We start from the raw sequence: 18,901 nt of genomic DNA, 5'->3' as shown, positions 1-18,901 counted from the left end.
ATAATTATAATTATGTAAAATAACAAAAATGGTAGTAATTCAGTGGTTTCCAGGACATATGTCCAAGGCGCGTAGGCAAGTACAAGAAAACTTAAAACATGTGGATATTGTCATGGAATTGGTAGACGCACGATTGCCCTTATCAAGCCGAAATCCCATGCTTGATAAGATTATTGGCAATAAGCCACGTCTTGTGATTATCAATAAAAAAGATCTGGCTGATGATTTAGAGATTCAAAAATGGGTGCATTATTTTGAATCTCAGGGCATTTTAGCTGTCAAAATCAATGCAAAAGAGCAACAAACCGTCAAAAAATTGACCAAAGCTGCAAGAGAAGTACTTGCTGAAAAGCTCGAACGTGCGTCAGAACGTGGTATTCAAAATAAAGCAATCAGAACGATGATTATTGGCATTCCAAATGTTGGTAAATCAACACTAATGAATCGTCTAGCAGGCAAAAAAATTGCGATTACTGGTAACAGACCTGGAGTCACACGTGGTCAACAGTGGCTTAAAACAAATGAAGCGTTGGAGATTTTAGACACACCAGGCATTCTCTGGCCGAAATTTGAAGATCAGATGATTGGCCTAAAGCTTGCTTTGACGGGCGCTATCAAAGATGATTTGATACCAAAAGATGAAATCAGCATCTTTGCGCTAGATTTTTTCAAAGAAAATTATCCGTCAGAACTCAAAGCACGTTATAAACTGTCAGATCATGAGATGAGTTTGTCTGCTGTCGACTTGATCGTGCTTCTGACGAAAAAATATGGCTTTAGGGATGATTATGACAGATTTTATGAGTTATTGATAAAAGACATCCGTGATGGCAAGTTGGGGCTTTATACGCTTGACCGTGTTTCTGACTTGACGGCAGTAGATGAGGTATCTGATGGCAACGATTAAAGCAGTGACAGAGCAGTTAGCAGCTGTGACAGATTTGTCAGATTCTCTATTTGAAACATTATCACAGGATACTCGACAAGGGGTTCAAAAAGCAATTATCAAACGCCGAAAAGCAATTCAAGCAGAAATAGACGAATCCAACCGTTTAGATCAATTATTGCAGTACGAACGTGAACTTTACATAAATAAAATTATGTTAATTTCAGGGATTGATGAAGTTGGCCGCGGTCCGCTAGCAGGCCCTGTTGTTGCAGCAGCAGTAATTTTACCTGAGAACTGTAAAATTAAAGGGCTCAATGACAGTAAACAAATCCCCAAATCTCAGCATCTGGCGGTTTACAATCGGATTATGAAGCAAGCAGTTGCAGTTGGTATCGGGATTATGGATCATCAGATTATTGATCAAGTAAATATTTACGAGGCAACCAAGCTTGCTATGCTAGCTGCAGTTGATCAGTTAGCTGTTCGCCCGCAGCATTTGTTGATTGATGCCATGACACTTGATAGCGACATCCCGCAAACGTCTTTGATCAAAGGGGATGCCAAGTCAATGTCGATTGCTGCTGCGTCTATCGTCGCTAAGGTCACACGTGATCATCTCATGAGAGACTATGACCAAACATATCCAGGCTATGACTTTGCGCACAATGCTGGATATGGCACAAAAAAACAACTAGAAGCACTTGAAATACTAGGTATTACGCCGATTCACAGGCGGACATTTGAACCTGTTAAGTCAATGCTAAAATAATACAAAAAGCCGTCAACTCATTTTGGACAATGAGTTGACGGCTTTTTGACTTTAATCCATATTTTCGTAATAGCGTGATAGTATTTCAGATTTTTGTAAACTAATCTCAGCATAGTCACCGCTTAATTTACTTCTCAGATAAACTTTGTCATCACGTGTGACGACACCAACGAAATCAGCGTTTGCATAGCTTTCGTTAACCTGTAAAATACGCTTTTTCTGGCGTTCAATCATTGAGAAGTCAAGCACAGGAACATCAAGTAACAGCTGACTGTCTTGACGTGTGAGATTGGCAAGTGCTGTGATATGGCGATTAGGAACGAAGACAAGTGCCCCTGAATCGCTTGTCAACGTCATAGAGCGAATGCCAATCGTTTTGACAACTCCCGTTATATCCAAATTCTTGAAATTGACCGTATCACCAACATTGACCTGATGCTCAACGATGATGAAAAAGCCGTTGATGACGTCGCTCATGAGGTCACGCCCAGCAAATCCCAGTGCAACGCCGATAATTCCGGCACCCGCAAGGAGACTTGCAACAGGTAACCCGAAAATACCAAGCACGGTATAAATATAGAGGAAAATGCTCAGATACTGAAACAGCGACTGTGTCAGGCGTGACATCGTCAAAACGCGTGCACTATCAGCAAGGTCCGTCTGGGCGTATTTGCTAAAAAGTCGTTTGATAATCAGCTTAATAAGTCGATAAAAAATGTAAAATAATACTGTTGCAATCAGTAACTGCAGGACTTTATCAAGACTTGTTTCAATGAAATGTTGGAAATTAATTTTGGAAATCAACAATGGCTCACCCGTTCTAAATAAAATAATTTTCAGAAAATTGTATTAAATTATTGCAATTAGACCTAAAAAGGACTAAAATAAGTATAACAAATTTTTAGAAAGATGGGTAGAGCACCCATTCAAATGAGGAATCTAATGACTGTTACGATCGATTGGGAAAATCTTGGCTTTGATTACATGAAACTACCTTACCGCTACATTGCGCATTATACGGATGGGCAATGGCAAGCTGGCGAGTTGACAGAGGATGCGACACTGCATATTTCTGAGTCATCTCCAGCACTTCACTATGGGCAACAGGCCTTTGAAGGGTTGAAAGCTTACCGGACAAAATCAGGGGAGATTCAATTGTTTCGTCCTGACCAAAATGCTGAGCGTCTGCAAAAAACGGCTGACCGCTTGATGATGCCACAAGTGCCGACTGAGATGTTTATCGAGGCAGCAAAAAGTGTCGTCAAAGCAAATCACGAATATGTGCCACCTTATGAAAGTGGTGGTAGCCTTTATTTGCGCCCACTTTTGATTGGTGTTGGCGATATTATCGGCGTTCAGCCTGCACATGACTATATTTTCACGATTTTTGCCATGCCAGTTGGTAATTATTTCAAAGGTGGTCTTGCGCCTACTAAATTTATCGTGTCACGTGATTTTGACCGTGCAGCGCCCCACGGAACAGGTGCAGCGAAAGTTGGTGGCAACTATGCGGCCAGTCTCTTACCTGGTGCCAATGCGCATAATACAGGCTATTCTGACGTGATTTACCTCGATCCGTCAACTCACACAAAAATCGAAGAAGTCGGTTCGGCCAATTTCTTTGGCATCACAAAAGACAACGAATTTGTAACACCGTTAAGTCCATCTATTTTGCCATCTATCACTAAATATTCACTCCTTTATCTGGCTAAAAATCGCCTTGGTCTAAAAGCTAGTGAAGGCGATGTTTTCATCGATGATTTGGATCGTTTTGCTGAAGCGGGCGCTTGTGGTACTGCAGCTGTTATCTCGCCAATTGGAGGTATTCAAAATGGTGATGACTTTCACGTTTTTTACAGTGAAACTGAGGTTGGCCCAATCACGCGCAAACTTTACGACGAATTAGTCGGCATCCAAAAGGGTGATGTCACAGCACCAGAAGGCTGGATTTACAAGGTTGAAATCGACTAATAATAACTAAAATATAAAAGTCTGCTGATAAAAAGCAGGCTTTTTACATAGTATTTACAGGAAATTTTCAAAGATTTTACATGCAAGTGATGTTTTTTCAGTTAAAATAATGATGTAGGGCAATCGTGCTTTACGAGAACTTATTATTTAGAGGAGACACTCACATGTCAACACAAGCGAAATCCCCACTTCTTCGGAATTTTCTTATTGCAGCAGTGGTATTACTCATCGTTGCAAGTTTTGGTGATTATCAAATTTCTAAAACGATTATGAATCAAAATTCGATTTTTGGAACGATTTTCCAGAACTACGGTCTTTTTCCTGAAAATTTGATTGGTTTTATTGCTGGTCAGATTATCGTTGCAAATGGTCTTAAACGTGACATTCCAGTGATTTCAAAAGTATTGCTGGTTGCAGGTGGTCTCGCGTTTGCTTTCTGGGAAACCTTGCATGCTGTCGATAACTTTTTGTTCTATACTTACAGTTCTATCGGCAATGTAAAAGTTGGCGCAGCGCTCGGTGCTGCTAACAATGACGGTGGTGCTGTTGCATATCCACACAGTCTACAAATCGTGATTTCAGTGATTATCTGGGTTATTGGGTCTGCAATTGCTTACCAATGGTTGAAAAATAAAACTGAAAAATCATTGCAGTACTTGACAACAGTTGCGATTGCAGGTGTTGCGGTAGTCTACCTGAGCGAAGCGATTGTTGACACGATGAAAAATAACTGGGGTCGTTTCCGTCCTTACGAGATTTTTGGCAATGTTAAAGACGCACACTTTACAGCATTCTGGCACCAAAACGGTGTCAACGGTCATAAATCATTCCCAAGCGGCCACACGATGGCGGGTATGCTTGCAGCTTTTCTACCGTTCTTCGTGGAACGTAAAAATGTTGCTTTACAACGTAAAATGACGATTGTAACGATTGCTTATGGCGTTCTGATGGGACTCTCACGCATTCGTATCGGCGCACATTTCCTTTCTGACGTGACAGTCAGCGGCACGATTGTTTTCGCCCTCATCTTCTTGTCAATGCAACTACTTGGCTATCGCTTTGTAGAAGAATCTGACGCACTTGCTGTGGATGCGCTTGAAGATAACGCCTTCCAAGCTAATTATGATTTTGCAAAAATTTGACTTTTTCGCAAAATTTCAATAAAATAAACCTAATGTCGCTTGCTTTGGCAGGCGATATTTTGTATTTTTTCAGGATAAATAGAAATGAGATATATGACAACTTTTTTAATCGGTTTTATGGGGTCTGGAAAGTCAACGATTGCACGGCAAATGTCGGCTGATTTCATTGACATGGATGCGATGATTGTGGAGAGGATTGGCATGCCAATCGCTGCCTTTTTTGAAACGCAAGGTGAAGCTGCTTTTCGTCAGATTGAAAAATCTGTTTTGTCAGAACTAGTTGTGTCTGACAAAGTTGTCTCAACAGGTGGCGGCATTGTGATTTCACCTGTTAATCGTCAGATTCTAAAAGACGCCGTAGCGAAAGTCATTTATCTCAAATCTGATTTTGACAGTCTGTACAATCGCATCTCATCAGACACAGACAATGTCAGACCGATTTTTGTCAATAGTTCTCGTCAAGCACTTGAGGCGATTTTTAACACACGTCAGCCTCTTTATGAGGAAGTTGCAAGTCAAATTATTGATGTGACAGATAAAACGCCTAGTCAGATTGTCCAAGAGGTAAAGGAATTTCAAGCATGAAAATTGGTTTTTTAGGCCCTAAGGCCTCATTTACATACGCTGCTGCAAAGGCTGCCTTTCCTGAAAATACAGCTGAACTTATAGCATTTGACACGATTACTGAGGTCATCAGAAGCTATGAAAATGGTAGTGTTGATTTTGCCATTGTCCCAGTTGAAAATTCGATTGAAGGAAGCGTCCATCAGAGTGTCGACTACCTCTATTTGCAGGCAGACAACATTCGGACGCAAGCCGAAATCATACAGCCTATTAAGCAGCAGCTCATGGCAACATCACAAAACCGTAAAATTGAGAAAATTCTGTCTCATCCGCAAGCGATTGCGCAGTCTCTCAAATATTTGCAGCAGCATTTCCCTGAGGCAAAAATTGAGAGTACCGACAGCACAGCCTACGCTGCCCGGTATGTAGCGGCACATCCAGATAAAAATCTGGCTGCCATTGCGCCCCTTGCCAGTGCGACTGAGTATGGTCTGACAGTCATTGCGCATGATATCCAAGAAATTGATGAAAATTTCACACGCTTTTGGCTCTTAGGTCAAACTGTTCCTGCAATCAATCTCCCTATTGAGACACAAAAAATGACCTTGGCTTTGACTTTGCCGGATAATCTACCAGGTGCACTCTATAAGACTTTGCAAGTTTTTGCAGATTTCGGCATCAACTTGACCAAAATCGAATCCAGACCACTCAAGACTTTTCTTGGCGAATATTTTTTCATTTTAGACGCGCAGTATTCTGATAACTACCCGTATTTGATCCACGCACTCGAAAAAATGGGCGTTTCCGTCAAAAAATTAGGCCGGTACAAAGTTTACAAAATGTCAAGTGACAAGGAAAACAAGATGAAATGAGTTATATTTTTGAAGATAGATTAAAAATAATCGGTGTCAATCCCTATCTCAGTGTACCTAACGACATTTTACAGGCTATTTTTAGCGATAGTCAAAAATCAAGCGGTCCGATACAGGTCAAAGGTGAGCTAAACGGTTTACCTTACAAGCAGACATTGGTAAAATATGCTGGAGAATGGCGCTTTTACGTCAATACAACTATGCTCAAAAAATCACCTGAGCGTATTGGCGAGACTTGCCTGGTGAGTGTCGCTTTTGATCCTGAATCACGTCTGATTGAAATGCCTGAAGGGTTACGAGTTGCGTTAAATCAAGTACCAGAAGCAAGTCAAGTTTTTGAGACGCTCTCAACTTCTAGGCAACAAGAAATCATCCGTTATATCGCAAAACTCAAATCAAAAGCGGCAATCGAGCGAAATATTGAGCGAGCTGTCACATTTCTTCTTGGCAATGGTCGATTTGTAGGTCGTGAAAAGCCGTAAAGCTACCTAGAATCCGGCCAATTAGCTTAGAATAGTATCATCAACTGACAAAAAAATAAAAAGTCTTAGCAGGAAAGAAGAAGTGTTTATCTTTCCAAAATCATTAGTTTACATAATTATAAATATGTAAACTGCGGCATTGTGAAAGTCATTCCATTTTTAGAATAATTTATGATATAATTTGACTATTACGATTATCAAACAAAGGAAACAATCATGGCAAACCATATTAATGTTATTGGCGCTGGACTTGCAGGTTCTGAGGCTGCTTATCAAATTGCAAAACGCGGCATACCCGTCAAACTCTACGAGATGCGTGGTGTTAAATCGACACCTCAGCACAAGACTACCGATTTTGCAGAACTTGTCTGCTCTAACTCGCTTCGTGGCGATAGCTTGACCAACGCTGTTGGACTTCTTAAAGAAGAAATGCGACGTCTTGACAGTGTCATCATTCGCTCGGCAGACGAAACCCGTGTTCCTGCTGGTGGTGCGCTTGCCGTTGACCGAGATGGCTTTTCAGCACTTGTTACCTCAGAAGTGACCAATCATCCTCTGATCGAAGTCATCAGAGAAGAAATCATTGACTTACCTGACGATGAGATTACAGTCGTAGCCTCTGGCCCTCTGACGTCTGAAACATTAGCACAAAAAATTCACGACCTTAACGATGGAGACGGTTTTTACTTTTACGATGCTGCAGCACCGATTGTTGATGTCAACACGATTGACATGAGTAAAGTTTACCTTAAATCTCGCTATGATAAGGGCGAAGCAGCCTATCTCAATGCACCGATGACCAAAGAAGAGTTTGAAAAATTTCAGCAAGAACTGGTACATGCCGAGGTTGCACAGCTCAAAACATTTGAAAAAGAAAAATACTTTGAAGGTTGCATGCCAATCGAAGTTATGGCGTCACGTGGTTTCAAGACCATGTTGTTTGGCCCCATGAAGCCTGTCGGACTTGAAAATCCAAACGAAACATATACCGTCACGAAGCGTGATGGCACAACCTATGAAACAAATGTCCCATACGCAGTTATTCAACTGCGCCAGGATGATGCTGCAGCAAGTCTTTATAATATCGTGGGCTTTCAAACGCATCTCAAGTGGGGGGAGCAAAAACGCATTTTCCGGATGATTCCAGGCTTAGAAAATGCTGAGTTTGTCAGATACGGTGTCATGCATAGAAATTCCTACATGGATTCGCCAAATCTTTTGACACAAACTTTTCAGTCTAAAAAACAAGAAAATCTCTTTTTTGCAGGACAGATGACGGGTGTAGAAGGGTATGTTGAGTCAGCGGCATCCGGTATGGTTGCTGGAATCAATGCCGCCCGGTTATTTAAAGAAGAAGAAGCCGTGGTCTTTCCTGAGACAACAGCGATTGGTGCACTACCTTACTACGTGACTCATGCTAACAGTAAAAACTTTCAGCCGATGAATGTTAATTTTGGCATTATCAAAGAACTTGAGGGCGAACGGATTCGAGATAAGAAAGAACGCTACACTGCCATTTCAAATCGTGCCTTGCAAGACTTACAATCTTACTTGATGGTTTGATTTTACATAAATTAAGATATGTAAAAGCATCCAATATCCAACTTTACTAGAAGGAGACATTATGAAAACACCTTTTGTTACAAAAGCACAATTAGATAGATTGATAGCCGAATTTCCAACGCCTTTTCACCTATATGATGAAAAAGGAATCCGTGAAAAAGCACGTGCTGTCAATCAAGCATTCAGCTGGAATCCTGGTTTTAAAGAATACTTTGCTGTCAAAGCAACACCGACACCCGCCATTCTCAAAATCTTAAAAGAAGAAAATTGTGGCGTTGACTGTGCCTCTGAAATCGAGTTACTTATGTCACATAAACTCGGATTTGAAGCAGAAGACATCATGTTTTCATCCAACGATACCCCCGCACAAGAGTTCAAATACGCAAGAAAACTCAATGCGACCATTAACCTGGATGCTTATGAGCATGTCGCTTTTCTCGCAAAAGTAACAAGTATACCAGAAACGATTTCTTGTCGCTACAATCCTGGTGGGGTATTTTCTCTGGGCACTGATATCATGGATAATCCTGAAGAGTCGAAGTTCGGCATGACTAAGGCGCAGCTCATTCAAGCTTTTAAAGACTTGAAGAAACTGGGTGTTAAAAAATTCGGCATTCATTCATTTTTAGCTTCAAATACTGTGACAAATGACTACTATCCTGCTCTTGCCAAAGAGTTGTTTGAGTTGGCAGTAGAAGTGGTTGCAGAAACACAGGTTGATCTGGACTTCATCAATCTTTCAGGTGGGATTGGCGTAAATTACCAGCCAGACCAAGTGGCAAATGACATCGCAAAAATCGGTGAAGGTGTTCGCCTTGCTTACGAGGAAGTGTTGACACCCAACAACTTGGGAAATGTTAAAATTTTCACGGAGCTTGGGCGCTTTATGTTAGCACCACATGGGCATCTGATAACGCAAGTTTTGCACAAAAAACAGACTTATCGCGACTATATTGGTGTCGATGCAAGTGCCGTTAATCTGATGCGTCCTGCTATGTATGGTGCCTATCATCATATTAGCGTGGCAGGTAAAGAAACGGCTGATGAGACTGAAACTTATGATGTGGTTGGTTCTCTCTGCGAAAATAATGATAAGTTCGCAAAACAACGGACACTGCCTACAATTGAGGTCGGTGATACGTTGATTATTCACGATACGGGTGCTCACGGTTTTTCCATGGGCTATCAATACAACGCGAAGCTGCGTTCAGCTGAAATATTGTTACAAGAAGATGGGACGCCACGTCTGATTCGCCGTGCTGAAAAGCCTGAGGACTATTTTGCAACAATCACTGGGTTTGATTTCTAAATAGCGGCTTGAGATAGACAGATTATGTAAAATCTGTTATAATAAAGTAAATAAGAAAAAGAGAAAAGAGACAAAAATGTCAATCGCAATTGCAATTTTATTGATTATTATCGCAGCTATCGCTGGATTTGCTGGCGGCATGTTCCTTAGCCGTCGCCAAGTTAAGCAAATGTTGCTTGAAAACCCACCATTGAACGAAGATGCCGTTCGAACGATGATGAGCTCGATGGGTCGTAAGCCTAGCGAAACGCAGGTACAACAAGTTTTGCGCCAAATTCGCTCAGCAGCTAAACAAGCCGATAAGAAAAAATAAGGTTTATGACAAAAAGCTGAGTCTATCTCAGCTTTTGTTTTTATGAGGTAATCACTAATGGATAATCGGCCAATCGGATTTTTAGATTCCGGTGTGGGTGGACTGACTGTCGTTAAGGAGCTCATGCGACAACTACCAGATGAAGAAGTGGTCTATATTGGTGACTCTAGTCGGGCGCCGTATGGGCCAAGACCTGCAGAGCAGATCCGTCAATTTACTTGGGAAATGGTTAAATTTCTCCAATCGAAAAATGTAAAAATGATCGTTTTTGCCTGTAATACGGCAACGGCAGTCGCTTGGGAAGAAGTCAAAGCAGCGCTTGATATTCCTGTTTTAGGTGTGATATTACCAGGCGCGAGTGCGGCGATTAAAGCAACTGAAAATGGAAAAATCGGTATCATTGGCACGGCTATGACTATAAAATCGGATATTTATCGGCAAAAAGTACAACTTTTATCGCCCAATCTTGCCGTTACATCACTTGCCTGCCCGAAATTTGTACCAATTGTTGAGTCAAACGAAACGTCGTCAAGTGTTGCCAAAAAAATTGTTTATGAGACGTTAAAACCTTTGGTTGGGCGTGTTGACACCTTGATTTTGGGATGCACGCATTATCCATTACTGCGTCCCATCATCCAAAATGTTATGGGGCAAGACGTTAAACTCATTGACAGTGGTGCAGAGTGCGTTCGTGATATTTCTGTTTTGCTCAATTATTTTGAAATCAACCGTGAACGGACTCAGTTATACAAAGCGCACAGTTTCTTTACAACCGCAAGCAGTCAGGCGTTTGATGCTATTGCAGAAAATTGGCTGAAAATGCCTGTCAAATCAAGGACAATCAACTTATAACATGACAACTAAACTTTATAAACACGACATATTAGATATTTTTGCTTATACGCTTTCGACTCGTCAATTACGCATCGAAAATATTTTTGGTGAACAGCTTGAGCTACCCATATATTCGGTATTTTTTAAGTATTTCCCGTCAGAACTGGGATTGAAGATAGTTGCTGTTGACGAAGCATCGCCGTCAGAAATCATGACATTATTTTTCCAAGTTTTGCGTGATGTGACGGCGAAAAATTATGTAGAAATAATCACTGATACGCTTGTCGTCAAATTAGACGATGTTGAAGTACACTCAGAAACCCTGTCGCTTCCGGTTATTTCTGATAAAACGTTACTGATTGCCACCCGAAATGAAGGCAAAACGCGTGAGTTTAAGGCAATGTTCAGTCAGCTGGGCTATACTGTAAAAAATCTCAATGACTTTCCAGAGCTCCCTGAGGTCGCAGAAACAGGCATGACTTTTGAAGCTAATGCTCGTCTCAAGGCAAAGACGATTTCTGAGTTGACAGGGGAAATGGTGCTTGCTGATGATAGCGGTCTCATGGTCGATATATTGGGTGGTCTGCCTGGCGTCTGGTCAGCGAGATTCGCTGGCGATCACGCAACAGACGATGAAAATAACGCAAAACTTCTTCATGAGCTTGCAAGTACCGCTGTTTCGCCTGACAAACGTAAAGCAAAATTTCACACGACGCTAGTTGTGGCAGCACCTGAAAAAGAACCATTGGTCGTTGAAGGCGAGTGGTTCGGCGAGATTGGTACTATTCCAAAAGGTGACGATGGCTTTGGCTATGATCCTCTATTTATAGACGAAGAGACGGGGCGCACTGCGGCACAAATGAGCTTATCTCAAAAAAATAAGGTCTCGCACCGTGCCCGTGCCCTACAAAATTTATTAAAAAAATGGCCAGAATGGCTGAAACAATGAGGTTTTTATGATTATTGTGATGAGCGATTCGCATGGTGAAAGAGATGTCATCAAAGCGATAAAAGCAACTTATGAAACGAGCGCAAGTGTCATTATTCACTGTGGCGACTCTGAGTTACCTGCGTCTGATGACATTTGGCAAGGGATCTCGGTTGTCAAAGGAAATTGTGATTTTGACGATGATTTTTCTGAAACTGCAGTTTTGAACGCTGACAATCAGCGATTTTTTGTCACGCACGGTCATCTCTTTGGTGTTAACTGGGGACTTTCTGACTTGGTTGCTGCTGCGCACCAGAAAGCTGCAAAAATTGCCTTTTTTGGCCATTTGCATACGCCAATTGCGACGGTGGAAGATGGTGTTTTATGCCTGAATCCAGGCAGTGTTGCTCAACCACGAGGACAATACAACATCAAAATGTATGCCAAAATTGATATCACACAAACGCATTACAAGATTAGTTATCGGGATTTACAACACCAAGAAATACCAAATCTCCAATTTGAACTGTTGAGGGCATAGACCATGATTGATAAGAATATCGAATGTTTTCTAATGCAGCAAAGTAATACTTTTTTGAAACCAGCAAGTGAGGTTGCGGTTCTTATGAGTGAGCACAATGTTTCGCATGCGAAAATACTGTTGAGTCAGTACAAGTACTCCAAAGTTCCAGTTGTCAATCAAGATCACGAGTTTATTGGTATTTTGGGCTGGACTGATATTATTAACTTTGAGATACAGCATGATTTTTTCTACGAAAAATCAGATAAGACGCCAATTTCAGAAATTGTTGACCGAGATGCTCACACGGTTCAAAAAGATTACACACTTGAGGAAATTTTACATTTGTTAGTCAAAGAGCCATTTTTACCAGTCCTAAAAGGGCAACAGTTTTACGGTATCATTCCAAGGCAGGAGATTCTCAAGGCTTTCAATGCCTTTGCTCACAATTTTACGAAAGACTACGATATTGTTGAACGAAAAAAAGATTAGACAGTTTATTGATACGCGAACTAGGGCATCTGAGAACACGAAACTGGCCTATTATTATGATTTGCGATCATTTGTCAGTTTTGTGACTAGTCCCGTTCCTGAACACAATGAGGGGCTAACACAGACGCAGCTCAACCTTTATCAAGCAAGCCTTTTAAAACTGGCTAAGTCTTCCCAGCAGCGCAAAATCACAAATATCAACTTATTTCTCAAGTACCTCTATCAATCAGGTGACATGCCACATTTTTACGAGTTGCAGCATGTCGCAGCTGATGCTTTCGGACGAGAAAATCACAAATCTGCCGGTACAACTCAATCAATCGTAAATCTTGACATCTATTATCAAAAAGTGCTGCAACCAGGGGATTTGATTGCGCTTTTGATACTAGAATTCGGTCTTAAACCTTATGAGATTCAACAGCTTCATTGGCGAGATTTTGATTGGAATTTCAAGATTTTGACTTTTGAAAATTCGAGTGGCCTCAAACGTATTTTACCAATTCGTGAACGATTTGCGCGTCTTGTCCGTCCGATTAAGAATGCGGATGAACTATTTGCTAAGTCAAGGCAATTCTTACATTATGAGCTCAAAAAGACAAGTTCATTGACATCTAGTGATCTCCGTGAGTTTTACATCAGACAACGCGTTTCTGAAAAAATTGCTATCACTGAATTAACTGAACTGCTTGGGTTAAAATCTAGTCATTCCCTTGAAAAATATTACAGATAAGAGAGTTTACATAAAATGAATTATGTAAAAGAAGCAATCACGATTAAAATCCATGATTTTGAAGGACCGTTAGATTTATTATTGCATCTGGTCAATCAGTACAAAGTTGACATTTATGAAGTCCCCTTGGTTGAAGTTATCACTCAGTATCTTAGCTATCTGGACGCTATGAAAGAACTTGCGCTTGACCTTGCATCGGAATATCTTGTAACAGCTAGTCAGCTCGTTTTGATCAAGTCGCGTAGGCTATTGCCAACGGTTTCTGACGAATTTGAGGAAGAAACGATCGATCTAGAACAAGAAATTTTGAGTCAAATTGATGATTATCGTAAGTTTAAGGCACTGAGTATTGCCCTATCAGAAAAGCATGAGGCACGTGGCCTATTTTACTCTAAAGCAAAAACGAATATCGCATCTGACGACGTGACCTTACTTTTTGATAAAAATGCACTTGATTTATACTTTGCCTTTTCAAACTTGATTCAAAAAAAGCAGGCGGAGTTTCGTGATCATCATAACACAATCAGTTCTGATGAGTTTTCAGTTGAAGATAAGATTGACAGAATCAGAGTGATTTTAACGAGCAGAACATCCGTCCAGTTTACTGAACTATTTGAATCGTCAAAGTCGCTGGACGAGATTGTGACGGTATTTCTTGCCATGTTAGAGCTCATCAAAAATCATTTCCTTGATTTTAAGCAAGAAGCGACTTTTGGGAATATTATTTTACAAAAAACGAAAGGGGCTTGACCGTGCAAAAAACAGCCGAACTTGAAGCGCTATTGTTTGTGACTGGTGAAGATGGCTTAAGTCTACGTGATTTATCAAGTCTTTTGAACATTACGCCGAGTGCCGTTTCGCAACAGATTGAAAAATTATCCGAAAAGTATCAGTCTGATGAAAATTCAGCGCTGATTATCATCGAGACAGCAGGCAAATATCGCTTATCAAGTAAGCCAGAATTTAACGAGTTATTACAACATTATGCTAAAACACCGATGAATCAGTCACTGTCAAAGGCGGCACTTGAAGTGCTTGCAATCGTTGCCTATAAACAGCCACTAACCAGGCTAGAAGTAGACAAGATTCGTGGCGTCAATTCTTCTGGGACCATGGCAACACTGCAAGCGTTTGACTTAATTGAAGTTGTCGGTAAAAAAGAAGTCGTGGGTAATCCAAATATCTATGCAACTACTGACCATTTCTTAGATTATATCGGTATCAACTCCTTGGAGGAGTTGCCCGATGTAACTGAAGAATCCCTTATGAATATTGATGATGTCGATATTTTCAACGAAAAGGAAATGACCACAAATGAGAATCAATAAATACCTCGCACACGCAGGTGTCGCAAGTCGCAGAAAAGCAGAAGAACTGATTAAAGCAGGAGATGTTACGGTGAATGGTGAGGTCATGCAAGACCTTGCTTATCAAGTCAAATCAGGCGATGCAGTCGAAGTTAAACAAACGCAAATCTACAAAGAAGAACCAGTTTACTATGCGCTTAACAAGCCCCGGGGAGTGATTTCATCGGTTTCTGATGAAAAAAATAGAAAAACCGTACTTGATTTCTTCCACCATATTCCCGAGCGGATTTATCCCGTTGGGCGACTTGACTGGGATACAAGCGGCTTGATTCTCCTTACAAATGACGGTGAATTTGCGAATCTCATGACTCACCCACGTCATGAAATCGAAAAAGTTTATATTGCGAAAGTTGAAGGTCAGGCAAATAAAGAAAATCTGCGACCTCTGACGCAGGGTGTCAAGATTGACGGACGAAAAACAAAACCAGCAGTATACTCAATCATTAAACAAGATGCCGCAACAAAAAAATCAGTTGTCCAACTGACTATTCACGAAGGACGTAATCATCAAGTCAAGAAAATGTTTGAAGCTGTGGGTCTACCTGTTCAAAAGCTGTCACGTGTCCAATATGGCACACTTGATCTGACAGGATTACAACCTGGTGAGTTCAGACGATTATCAAAAAAAGAAGTCAGCCAATTAGTTAATGCTGCAAAAGGTTAATTTACATAATTTTATTTATGTGCATTCTCCAAAAAGACAAAAGGCTTGCAAATTTGCAAGTCTTTTGTTATAGTTAAATAGTCTTCAGGGCGGGGATCGTTTCCCCACTGGTGGTTAGAGTCCATGAAGCTTGATTGCAAAAATCAGGCCCGAATCGGTGTAATCCCGATACCAACTGTAAGGTCAAAAGTGACCGCAAGTCAGGATAAAGAGGAGACAAGAAAACGATAGGAATCTATCTTTTTCAAGTCTTCTAAATAACATTTAGGAGGTGCCCCAAATGACAAACACAATTCGCACACGCAAACTGGTGATTATCGCCATGCTTGCCGCTATCTCATTTATCTTGATGATATTTCCGCAATTCCCGCTAATTCCGGGTGCAGATTTCCTCAAAATTGAATTCTCTATCATTCCGATCTTGGTTGGTCTTTACTTGTATGACTTATCAGCAGCCTTTATCATCCTGATTTTACGTTCATTGCTCAAACTCTTACTTAACAATGAAGGCGTCAATACTTGGATTGGTTTACCGCTTAACATCGTGGCTGTCGGCTCATTTCTTGTTATCTTTGCATTATTTTTCAAAAAAGAAACAAAGACTAAGTCTTACATCGTAGGAAGCGTGCTTGCAACGCTTGTCATGACAGCTGCCATGGTCGCTGCCAACTACATTTTTGCCATCCCGATGTATGCAAAATTTGCTAATTTCGATATTAACAAATTCATCGGATTAGGTAAATATTTGATGACAATGGTGATTCCATTTAATCTGATAGAAGGTGCGATATTCTCAGTTTCCTTTGCAATTATCTTTGTGGCACTCAAGTCAATTCTTGAAAATTTTCGTAAAAAAACAATCTAAAATACTGAATAGTTGAAAGTCCGAAAGGGCTTTTTTGATATTCTTTGATAAAATGAGCAAAAGTACTTGCTAAATAAATAAAACTCTGGTATAATAAATTTTGTTGCGAAAGCAACATGACCGAAGACAGTTGGTGACAGTAGTCGTAAATCCAACCGAGGACAAGATTGATTAAGCATATTAATGAAATTTTGTACTCTCTATGTCTATGGTTGGCGTGGAGTTTTTTTACGCCATCAAATAATAGAGGAGGAAAATCAAACAATGAGTGAAGCTACAATCGCTAAAAAAGCTGAGTTAGTTGACGTTGTTGCCCAAAAATTTGCCGATGCATCAGGTATCGTCGTTGCAGATTCACGTGGGTTGACAGTTGGACAAGATACTGAATTGCGTAAACAATTACGCGAAGCAGGTGTTGAGTTCAAAGTCATCAAAAACTCAATCTTGCGTCGTGCTGCTGAGAAAGCTGGCTATGCTGATCTTGCGGATCAATTCGTAGGACCATCAGCAGTTGCATTCTCAAACGAAGACGCAATTGCACCAGCGAAAGTCTTATCAGATTTCGCTAAAACTGCGGACGCACTCGAAGTTAAGGCCGGTGTTATCGAAGGCAAAATTTCTTCAAAAGAAGAAATCGCTGCAATCGCATCACTTCCAAGCCGCGAAGGATTGCTTTCAATGCTCCTTTCAGTACTTCAAGCACCAGTTCGCAATGTCGCATACGCTGTCAAAGCCGTTGCCGACAAAAAAGAAGAAGATGCTGCTTAATTTTAAGCTCAGTTATTCTTAAAAAAGGCGTGCAAGTCGCTTAATACTTGTCAAAATTAAATTAAAAAATCTAAGGAGATTCCAACAATGGCATTGAACATTGAAAACATCGTTGCTGAACTTGAAACAGCAACTATTCTTGAACTTTCTGAGCTTGTAAAAGCAATCGAAGAAAAATTTGACGTATCTGCAGCAGCTCCTGTAGCTGTAGCAGCAGCTGGTGCAGCTGGTGGCGCTGAAGAAAAATCTGAATTCGACGTTGAGTTGACTTCAGCAGGCGACAAAAAAGTTGCTACAATCAAAGCAGTTCGTGAAGCTACTGGTCTTGGACTTAAAGAAGCTAAAGACCTCGTTGATGGCGCTCCAGTTATCATCAAAGAAGGCCTTCCTAAAGCTGAAGCTGAAGCTCTCGTTGAAGCTATCGCAGCAGCTGGTGGTTCAGCAGAACTTAAATAATCTTTACGATTATGATGAAAAACGTTCATTTGTTAAAATGAACGTTTTTTTACTAATTTCGGAGAATATTTGCCCTTAAAATTTATAATTTATCAATACGTCTCATTCCCTGATTAGGTTTCAAGAATGACTCGCCGATTAGATCTTGCACCTTATCAAAAATAGTTACAGTGAAAATTCATTTTTGAAATATTTAGGCATACCAGCAAATCCCGTAAATATGGGTTAAAAGCGGGTTTTACAGATTTACCACAAACATCTTTCCGAAAAACTATAATTTTCTTGACAAATGTTTCTGTATACCTTATACTATTAGTATCATGAAAAGAGAAAAAATACTTGAAAATATCGATGAACTCAAATCTGTCATGCCAGGTTTTGTTTTAGAATATTATCGTTCGAAATCTGCCGTACCATATTCAATCAATACGCTGTACGAATATCTCAAAGAATTTCAGAGATTTTTCAGCTGGATGATTGATTCTGATGTGACGTCAGCAAAAAATATTTCTGAAATTCAACTCGATACGCTTGAAAATCTGACCAAGGCTGATCTTGAGAGCTTTATCTTGTATCTCCATCAGAGACCTCGCTTAAATACATCTTCAAAGCGAAATGGCGTCTCTCAGAGTACGATTAATAGGACGCTTTCGGCATTATCCAGTCTCTATAAGTACCTGACCGAAGAGGTTGAAAACGAAAATGGTGAACCCTACTTCTATCGGAATGTCCTAAAAAAAGTCGCAACACGTGCAAACCCAGAAACGCTTGCTGCTAGGGCTGAAAATATAAAAAATAAACTCTTTTTAGGGGAAGAAACCCAGGATTTTCTTGATTTTATCGACGTTTTGTATGAAATTGAGCTTTCAAATCGTGCTAAAGCGTCATTTTTGAAAAATAAGGAACGTGATTTGGCCATTGTGGCACTGATTTTGGCATCTGGCATTAGGCTTTCTGAGACGGTTAATATCGACCTGAAGGATCTCAATCTAGCAACCATGACGGTTGAGGTTACTAGAAAAGGCGGAAAACGAGACGCTGTCAATATTGCACCATTTGCAAAACCCTATCTAGCGCAGTATCTCGCTATCCGCAATGAACGCTATCAAACTGAAAAATTAAACAAGGCACTTTTTGTGACACTTTATCGCGGTAAAGCCAACCGTATGGATAATTCTAGCATTGAAAAAATGGTTGCCAAATACTCAAAAGTCTTTAAAGTCCGCGTGACGCCACATAAACTGCGCCATACACTTGCGACAAGGCTCTATGCAGAAACCAACTCACAAGTCCTCGTCAGTCATCAGCTAGGCCATGCTTCCACACAAGTCACTGACCTTTATACGCATATCGTCGATGAAGAACAGCGTGATGCTTTGGATAAATTGTAATTTTACATAATT

General features: G+C 40.5%; 23 protein-coding genes and 1 other annotated feature. Of the genes, 22 read left to right on the top strand and 1 reads right to left on the bottom strand.

Going from position 1 to position 18,901, the window contains the following annotated elements:
• Positions 1–28: 28 nt before the first annotated feature.
• Positions 29–907, top strand: a complete 879-nt coding sequence (gene ylqF, locus Hs20B_RS02190; protein WP_172355112.1) for a ribosome biogenesis GTPase YlqF — start codon at positions 29–31, stop codon at positions 905–907.
• Complete coding sequence (gene rnhB / locus Hs20B_RS02185) at positions 894–1,658, top strand: ribonuclease HII (protein ID WP_172355110.1); 765 nt, start codon at positions 894–896, stop codon at positions 1,656–1,658. The genes ylqF and rnhB overlap by 14 nt, the downstream gene beginning before the upstream one ends.
• 51 nt (positions 1,659–1,709) lie before the next feature.
• Here the strand turns inward: rnhB and Hs20B_RS02180 are convergent, their stop codons facing one another.
• Positions 1,710–2,462, bottom strand: coding sequence for a mechanosensitive ion channel family protein (locus Hs20B_RS02180; RefSeq protein ID WP_228407436.1), 753 nt, complete (start codon positions 2,460–2,462; stop codon positions 1,710–1,712).
• A gap of 138 nt (positions 2,463–2,600) precedes the next feature.
• Here Hs20B_RS02180 and Hs20B_RS02175 point away from each other — a divergent pair, with 138 nt between their 5' ends.
• From Hs20B_RS02175 to xerS, 20 genes are all read left to right on the top strand, one after another.
• Entirely contained in the window at positions 2,601–3,629 is a 1,029-nt protein-coding gene (locus Hs20B_RS02175; protein WP_172355108.1) for a branched-chain amino acid aminotransferase, read from the top strand.
• A 164-nt stretch (positions 3,630–3,793) separates the two neighbouring features.
• Positions 3,794–4,771, top strand: a complete 978-nt coding sequence (locus tag Hs20B_RS02170; RefSeq protein ID WP_172355106.1) for a phosphatase PAP2 family protein — start codon at positions 3,794–3,796, stop codon at positions 4,769–4,771.
• A gap of 93 nt (positions 4,772–4,864) precedes the next feature.
• On the top strand, positions 4,865–5,356 hold the full coding sequence (locus tag Hs20B_RS02165) for a shikimate kinase (protein WP_172355104.1): 492 nt from the start codon (positions 4,865–4,867) through the stop codon (positions 5,354–5,356).
• Positions 5,353–6,207 carry a prephenate dehydratase gene (gene pheA / locus Hs20B_RS02160; RefSeq protein ID WP_172355102.1) on the top strand — a complete coding sequence of 285 codons (855 nt, stop codon included), beginning with the start codon at positions 5,353–5,355 and terminating at the stop codon, positions 6,205–6,207. The genes Hs20B_RS02165 and pheA overlap by 4 nt, the downstream gene beginning before the upstream one ends.
• A complete protein-coding gene (locus Hs20B_RS02155; RefSeq protein WP_172355100.1) occupies positions 6,204–6,689 on the top strand; it encodes a YdeI/OmpD-associated family protein in 486 nt (161 codons plus the stop codon). The genes pheA and Hs20B_RS02155 overlap by 4 nt, the downstream gene beginning before the upstream one ends.
• A gap of 216 nt (positions 6,690–6,905) precedes the next feature.
• Complete coding sequence (gene trmFO, locus Hs20B_RS02150; protein ID WP_371863830.1) at positions 6,906–8,252, top strand: methylenetetrahydrofolate--tRNA-(uracil(54)-C(5))-methyltransferase (FADH(2)-oxidizing) TrmFO; 1,347 nt, start codon at positions 6,906–6,908, stop codon at positions 8,250–8,252.
• A 61-nt stretch (positions 8,253–8,313) separates the two neighbouring features.
• On the top strand, positions 8,314–9,561 hold the full coding sequence (locus Hs20B_RS02145) for a diaminopimelate decarboxylase (protein ID WP_172355098.1): 1,248 nt from the start codon (positions 8,314–8,316) through the stop codon (positions 9,559–9,561).
• 76 nt (positions 9,562–9,637) lie between these two features.
• Positions 9,638–9,874 carry a YneF family protein gene (locus Hs20B_RS02140; RefSeq protein ID WP_172355096.1) on the top strand — a complete coding sequence of 79 codons (237 nt, stop codon included), beginning with the start codon at positions 9,638–9,640 and terminating at the stop codon, positions 9,872–9,874.
• 57 nt (positions 9,875–9,931) lie between these two features.
• The gene (racE, locus tag Hs20B_RS02135) at positions 9,932–10,726 is read left to right on the top strand and encodes a glutamate racemase (protein ID WP_172355094.1); all 795 of its coding nucleotides are present in this window, start codon (positions 9,932–9,934) and stop codon (positions 10,724–10,726) included.
• A 1-nt stretch (position 10,727) separates the two neighbouring features.
• Positions 10,728–11,657, top strand: coding sequence for a nucleoside-triphosphate diphosphatase (locus Hs20B_RS02130; protein WP_172355092.1), 930 nt, complete (start codon positions 10,728–10,730; stop codon positions 11,655–11,657).
• 7 nt (positions 11,658–11,664) lie between these two features.
• Positions 11,665–12,177, top strand: a complete 513-nt coding sequence (locus Hs20B_RS02125; protein ID WP_172355090.1) for a metallophosphoesterase — start codon at positions 11,665–11,667, stop codon at positions 12,175–12,177.
• 3 nt (positions 12,178–12,180) lie between these two features.
• Positions 12,181–12,648, top strand: a complete 468-nt coding sequence (gene cbpB / locus Hs20B_RS02120; RefSeq protein ID WP_172355088.1) for a cyclic-di-AMP-binding protein CbpB — start codon at positions 12,181–12,183, stop codon at positions 12,646–12,648.
• On the top strand, positions 12,626–13,378 hold the full coding sequence (xerD, locus tag Hs20B_RS02115) for a site-specific tyrosine recombinase XerD (RefSeq protein ID WP_172355086.1): 753 nt from the start codon (positions 12,626–12,628) through the stop codon (positions 13,376–13,378). Before cbpB ends, xerD begins: the two co-directional genes overlap by 23 nt.
• 15 nt (positions 13,379–13,393) lie before the next feature.
• Positions 13,394–14,128: a segregation/condensation protein A gene (locus Hs20B_RS02110; RefSeq protein WP_172355084.1), complete on the top strand. Its 735-nt coding sequence runs from the start codon at positions 13,394–13,396 to the stop codon at positions 14,126–14,128.
• A 2-nt stretch (positions 14,129–14,130) separates the two neighbouring features.
• The gene (gene scpB, locus Hs20B_RS02105) at positions 14,131–14,706 is read left to right on the top strand and encodes an SMC-Scp complex subunit ScpB (RefSeq protein ID WP_172355082.1); all 576 of its coding nucleotides are present in this window, start codon (positions 14,131–14,133) and stop codon (positions 14,704–14,706) included.
• Positions 14,693–15,409, top strand: coding sequence for a pseudouridine synthase (locus Hs20B_RS02100; RefSeq protein WP_172355080.1), 717 nt, complete (start codon positions 14,693–14,695; stop codon positions 15,407–15,409). Before scpB ends, Hs20B_RS02100 begins: the two co-directional genes overlap by 14 nt.
• Positions 15,410–15,689: 280 nt before the next feature.
• The gene (locus Hs20B_RS02095) at positions 15,690–16,274 is read left to right on the top strand and encodes an ECF transporter S component (RefSeq protein ID WP_172355078.1); all 585 of its coding nucleotides are present in this window, start codon (positions 15,690–15,692) and stop codon (positions 16,272–16,274) included.
• 102 nt (positions 16,275–16,376) lie between these two features.
• Positions 16,377–16,513 (top strand) — a sequence feature (ribosomal protein L10 leader region).
• A 25-nt stretch (positions 16,514–16,538) separates the two neighbouring features.
• Positions 16,539–17,042 carry a 50S ribosomal protein L10 gene (rplJ, locus tag Hs20B_RS02090; protein ID WP_172355076.1) on the top strand — a complete coding sequence of 168 codons (504 nt, stop codon included), beginning with the start codon at positions 16,539–16,541 and terminating at the stop codon, positions 17,040–17,042.
• An 87-nt stretch (positions 17,043–17,129) separates the two neighbouring features.
• Positions 17,130–17,498, top strand: coding sequence for a 50S ribosomal protein L7/L12 (gene rplL / locus Hs20B_RS02085; protein WP_172355074.1), 369 nt, complete (start codon positions 17,130–17,132; stop codon positions 17,496–17,498).
• Positions 17,499–17,818: 320 nt separating this feature from the next.
• Positions 17,819–18,889 (top strand): tyrosine recombinase XerS, encoded by a 1,071-nt coding sequence (xerS, locus tag Hs20B_RS02080; protein ID WP_172355072.1) that lies wholly within the window; start codon positions 17,819–17,821, stop codon positions 18,887–18,889.
• Positions 18,890–18,901: the final 12 nt, after the last annotated feature.

This window comes from Pseudolactococcus insecticola, from assembly GCF_011170065.1.
Lineage (GTDB): Bacteria > Bacillota > Bacilli > Lactobacillales > Streptococcaceae > Pseudolactococcus > Pseudolactococcus insecticola.
This window is presented reverse-complemented; position numbering and strand designations above follow the sequence as displayed.

Excerpts from the sequence above, each read along its gene's own strand:
- ylqF (WP_172355112.1), top strand. The coding sequence starts at position 29 with ATGGTAGTAATTCAGTGGTTTCCAGGACATATGTCCAAGGCGCGTAGG.
- rnhB (WP_172355110.1), top strand. The coding sequence starts at position 894 with ATGGCAACGATTAAAGCAGTGACAGAGCAGTTAGCAGCTGTGACAGAT.
- Hs20B_RS02175 (WP_172355108.1), top strand. The coding sequence starts at position 2,601 with ATGACTGTTACGATCGATTGGGAAAATCTTGGCTTTGATTACATGAAA.
- Hs20B_RS02170 (WP_172355106.1), top strand. The coding sequence starts at position 3,794 with ATGTCAACACAAGCGAAATCCCCACTTCTTCGGAATTTTCTTATTGCA.
- Hs20B_RS02165 (WP_172355104.1), top strand. The coding sequence starts at position 4,865 with ATGACAACTTTTTTAATCGGTTTTATGGGGTCTGGAAAGTCAACGATT.
- pheA (WP_172355102.1), top strand. The coding sequence starts at position 5,353 with ATGAAAATTGGTTTTTTAGGCCCTAAGGCCTCATTTACATACGCTGCT.
- Hs20B_RS02155 (WP_172355100.1), top strand. The coding sequence starts at position 6,204 with ATGAGTTATATTTTTGAAGATAGATTAAAAATAATCGGTGTCAATCCC.
- trmFO (WP_371863830.1), top strand. The coding sequence starts at position 6,906 with ATGGCAAACCATATTAATGTTATTGGCGCTGGACTTGCAGGTTCTGAG.
- Hs20B_RS02145 (WP_172355098.1), top strand. The coding sequence starts at position 8,314 with ATGAAAACACCTTTTGTTACAAAAGCACAATTAGATAGATTGATAGCC.
- Hs20B_RS02140 (WP_172355096.1), top strand. The coding sequence starts at position 9,638 with ATGTCAATCGCAATTGCAATTTTATTGATTATTATCGCAGCTATCGCT.
- racE (WP_172355094.1), top strand. The coding sequence starts at position 9,932 with ATGGATAATCGGCCAATCGGATTTTTAGATTCCGGTGTGGGTGGACTG.
- Hs20B_RS02130 (WP_172355092.1), top strand. The coding sequence starts at position 10,728 with ATGACAACTAAACTTTATAAACACGACATATTAGATATTTTTGCTTAT.
- Hs20B_RS02125 (WP_172355090.1), top strand. The coding sequence starts at position 11,665 with ATGATTATTGTGATGAGCGATTCGCATGGTGAAAGAGATGTCATCAAA.
- cbpB (WP_172355088.1), top strand. The coding sequence starts at position 12,181 with ATGATTGATAAGAATATCGAATGTTTTCTAATGCAGCAAAGTAATACT.
- Hs20B_RS02110 (WP_172355084.1), top strand. The coding sequence starts at position 13,394 with ATGAATTATGTAAAAGAAGCAATCACGATTAAAATCCATGATTTTGAA.
- Hs20B_RS02100 (WP_172355080.1), top strand. The coding sequence starts at position 14,693 with ATGAGAATCAATAAATACCTCGCACACGCAGGTGTCGCAAGTCGCAGA.
- Hs20B_RS02095 (WP_172355078.1), top strand. The coding sequence starts at position 15,690 with ATGACAAACACAATTCGCACACGCAAACTGGTGATTATCGCCATGCTT.
- rplJ (WP_172355076.1), top strand. The coding sequence starts at position 16,539 with ATGAGTGAAGCTACAATCGCTAAAAAAGCTGAGTTAGTTGACGTTGTT.
- rplL (WP_172355074.1), top strand. The coding sequence starts at position 17,130 with ATGGCATTGAACATTGAAAACATCGTTGCTGAACTTGAAACAGCAACT.
- xerS (WP_172355072.1), top strand. The coding sequence starts at position 17,819 with ATGAAAAGAGAAAAAATACTTGAAAATATCGATGAACTCAAATCTGTC.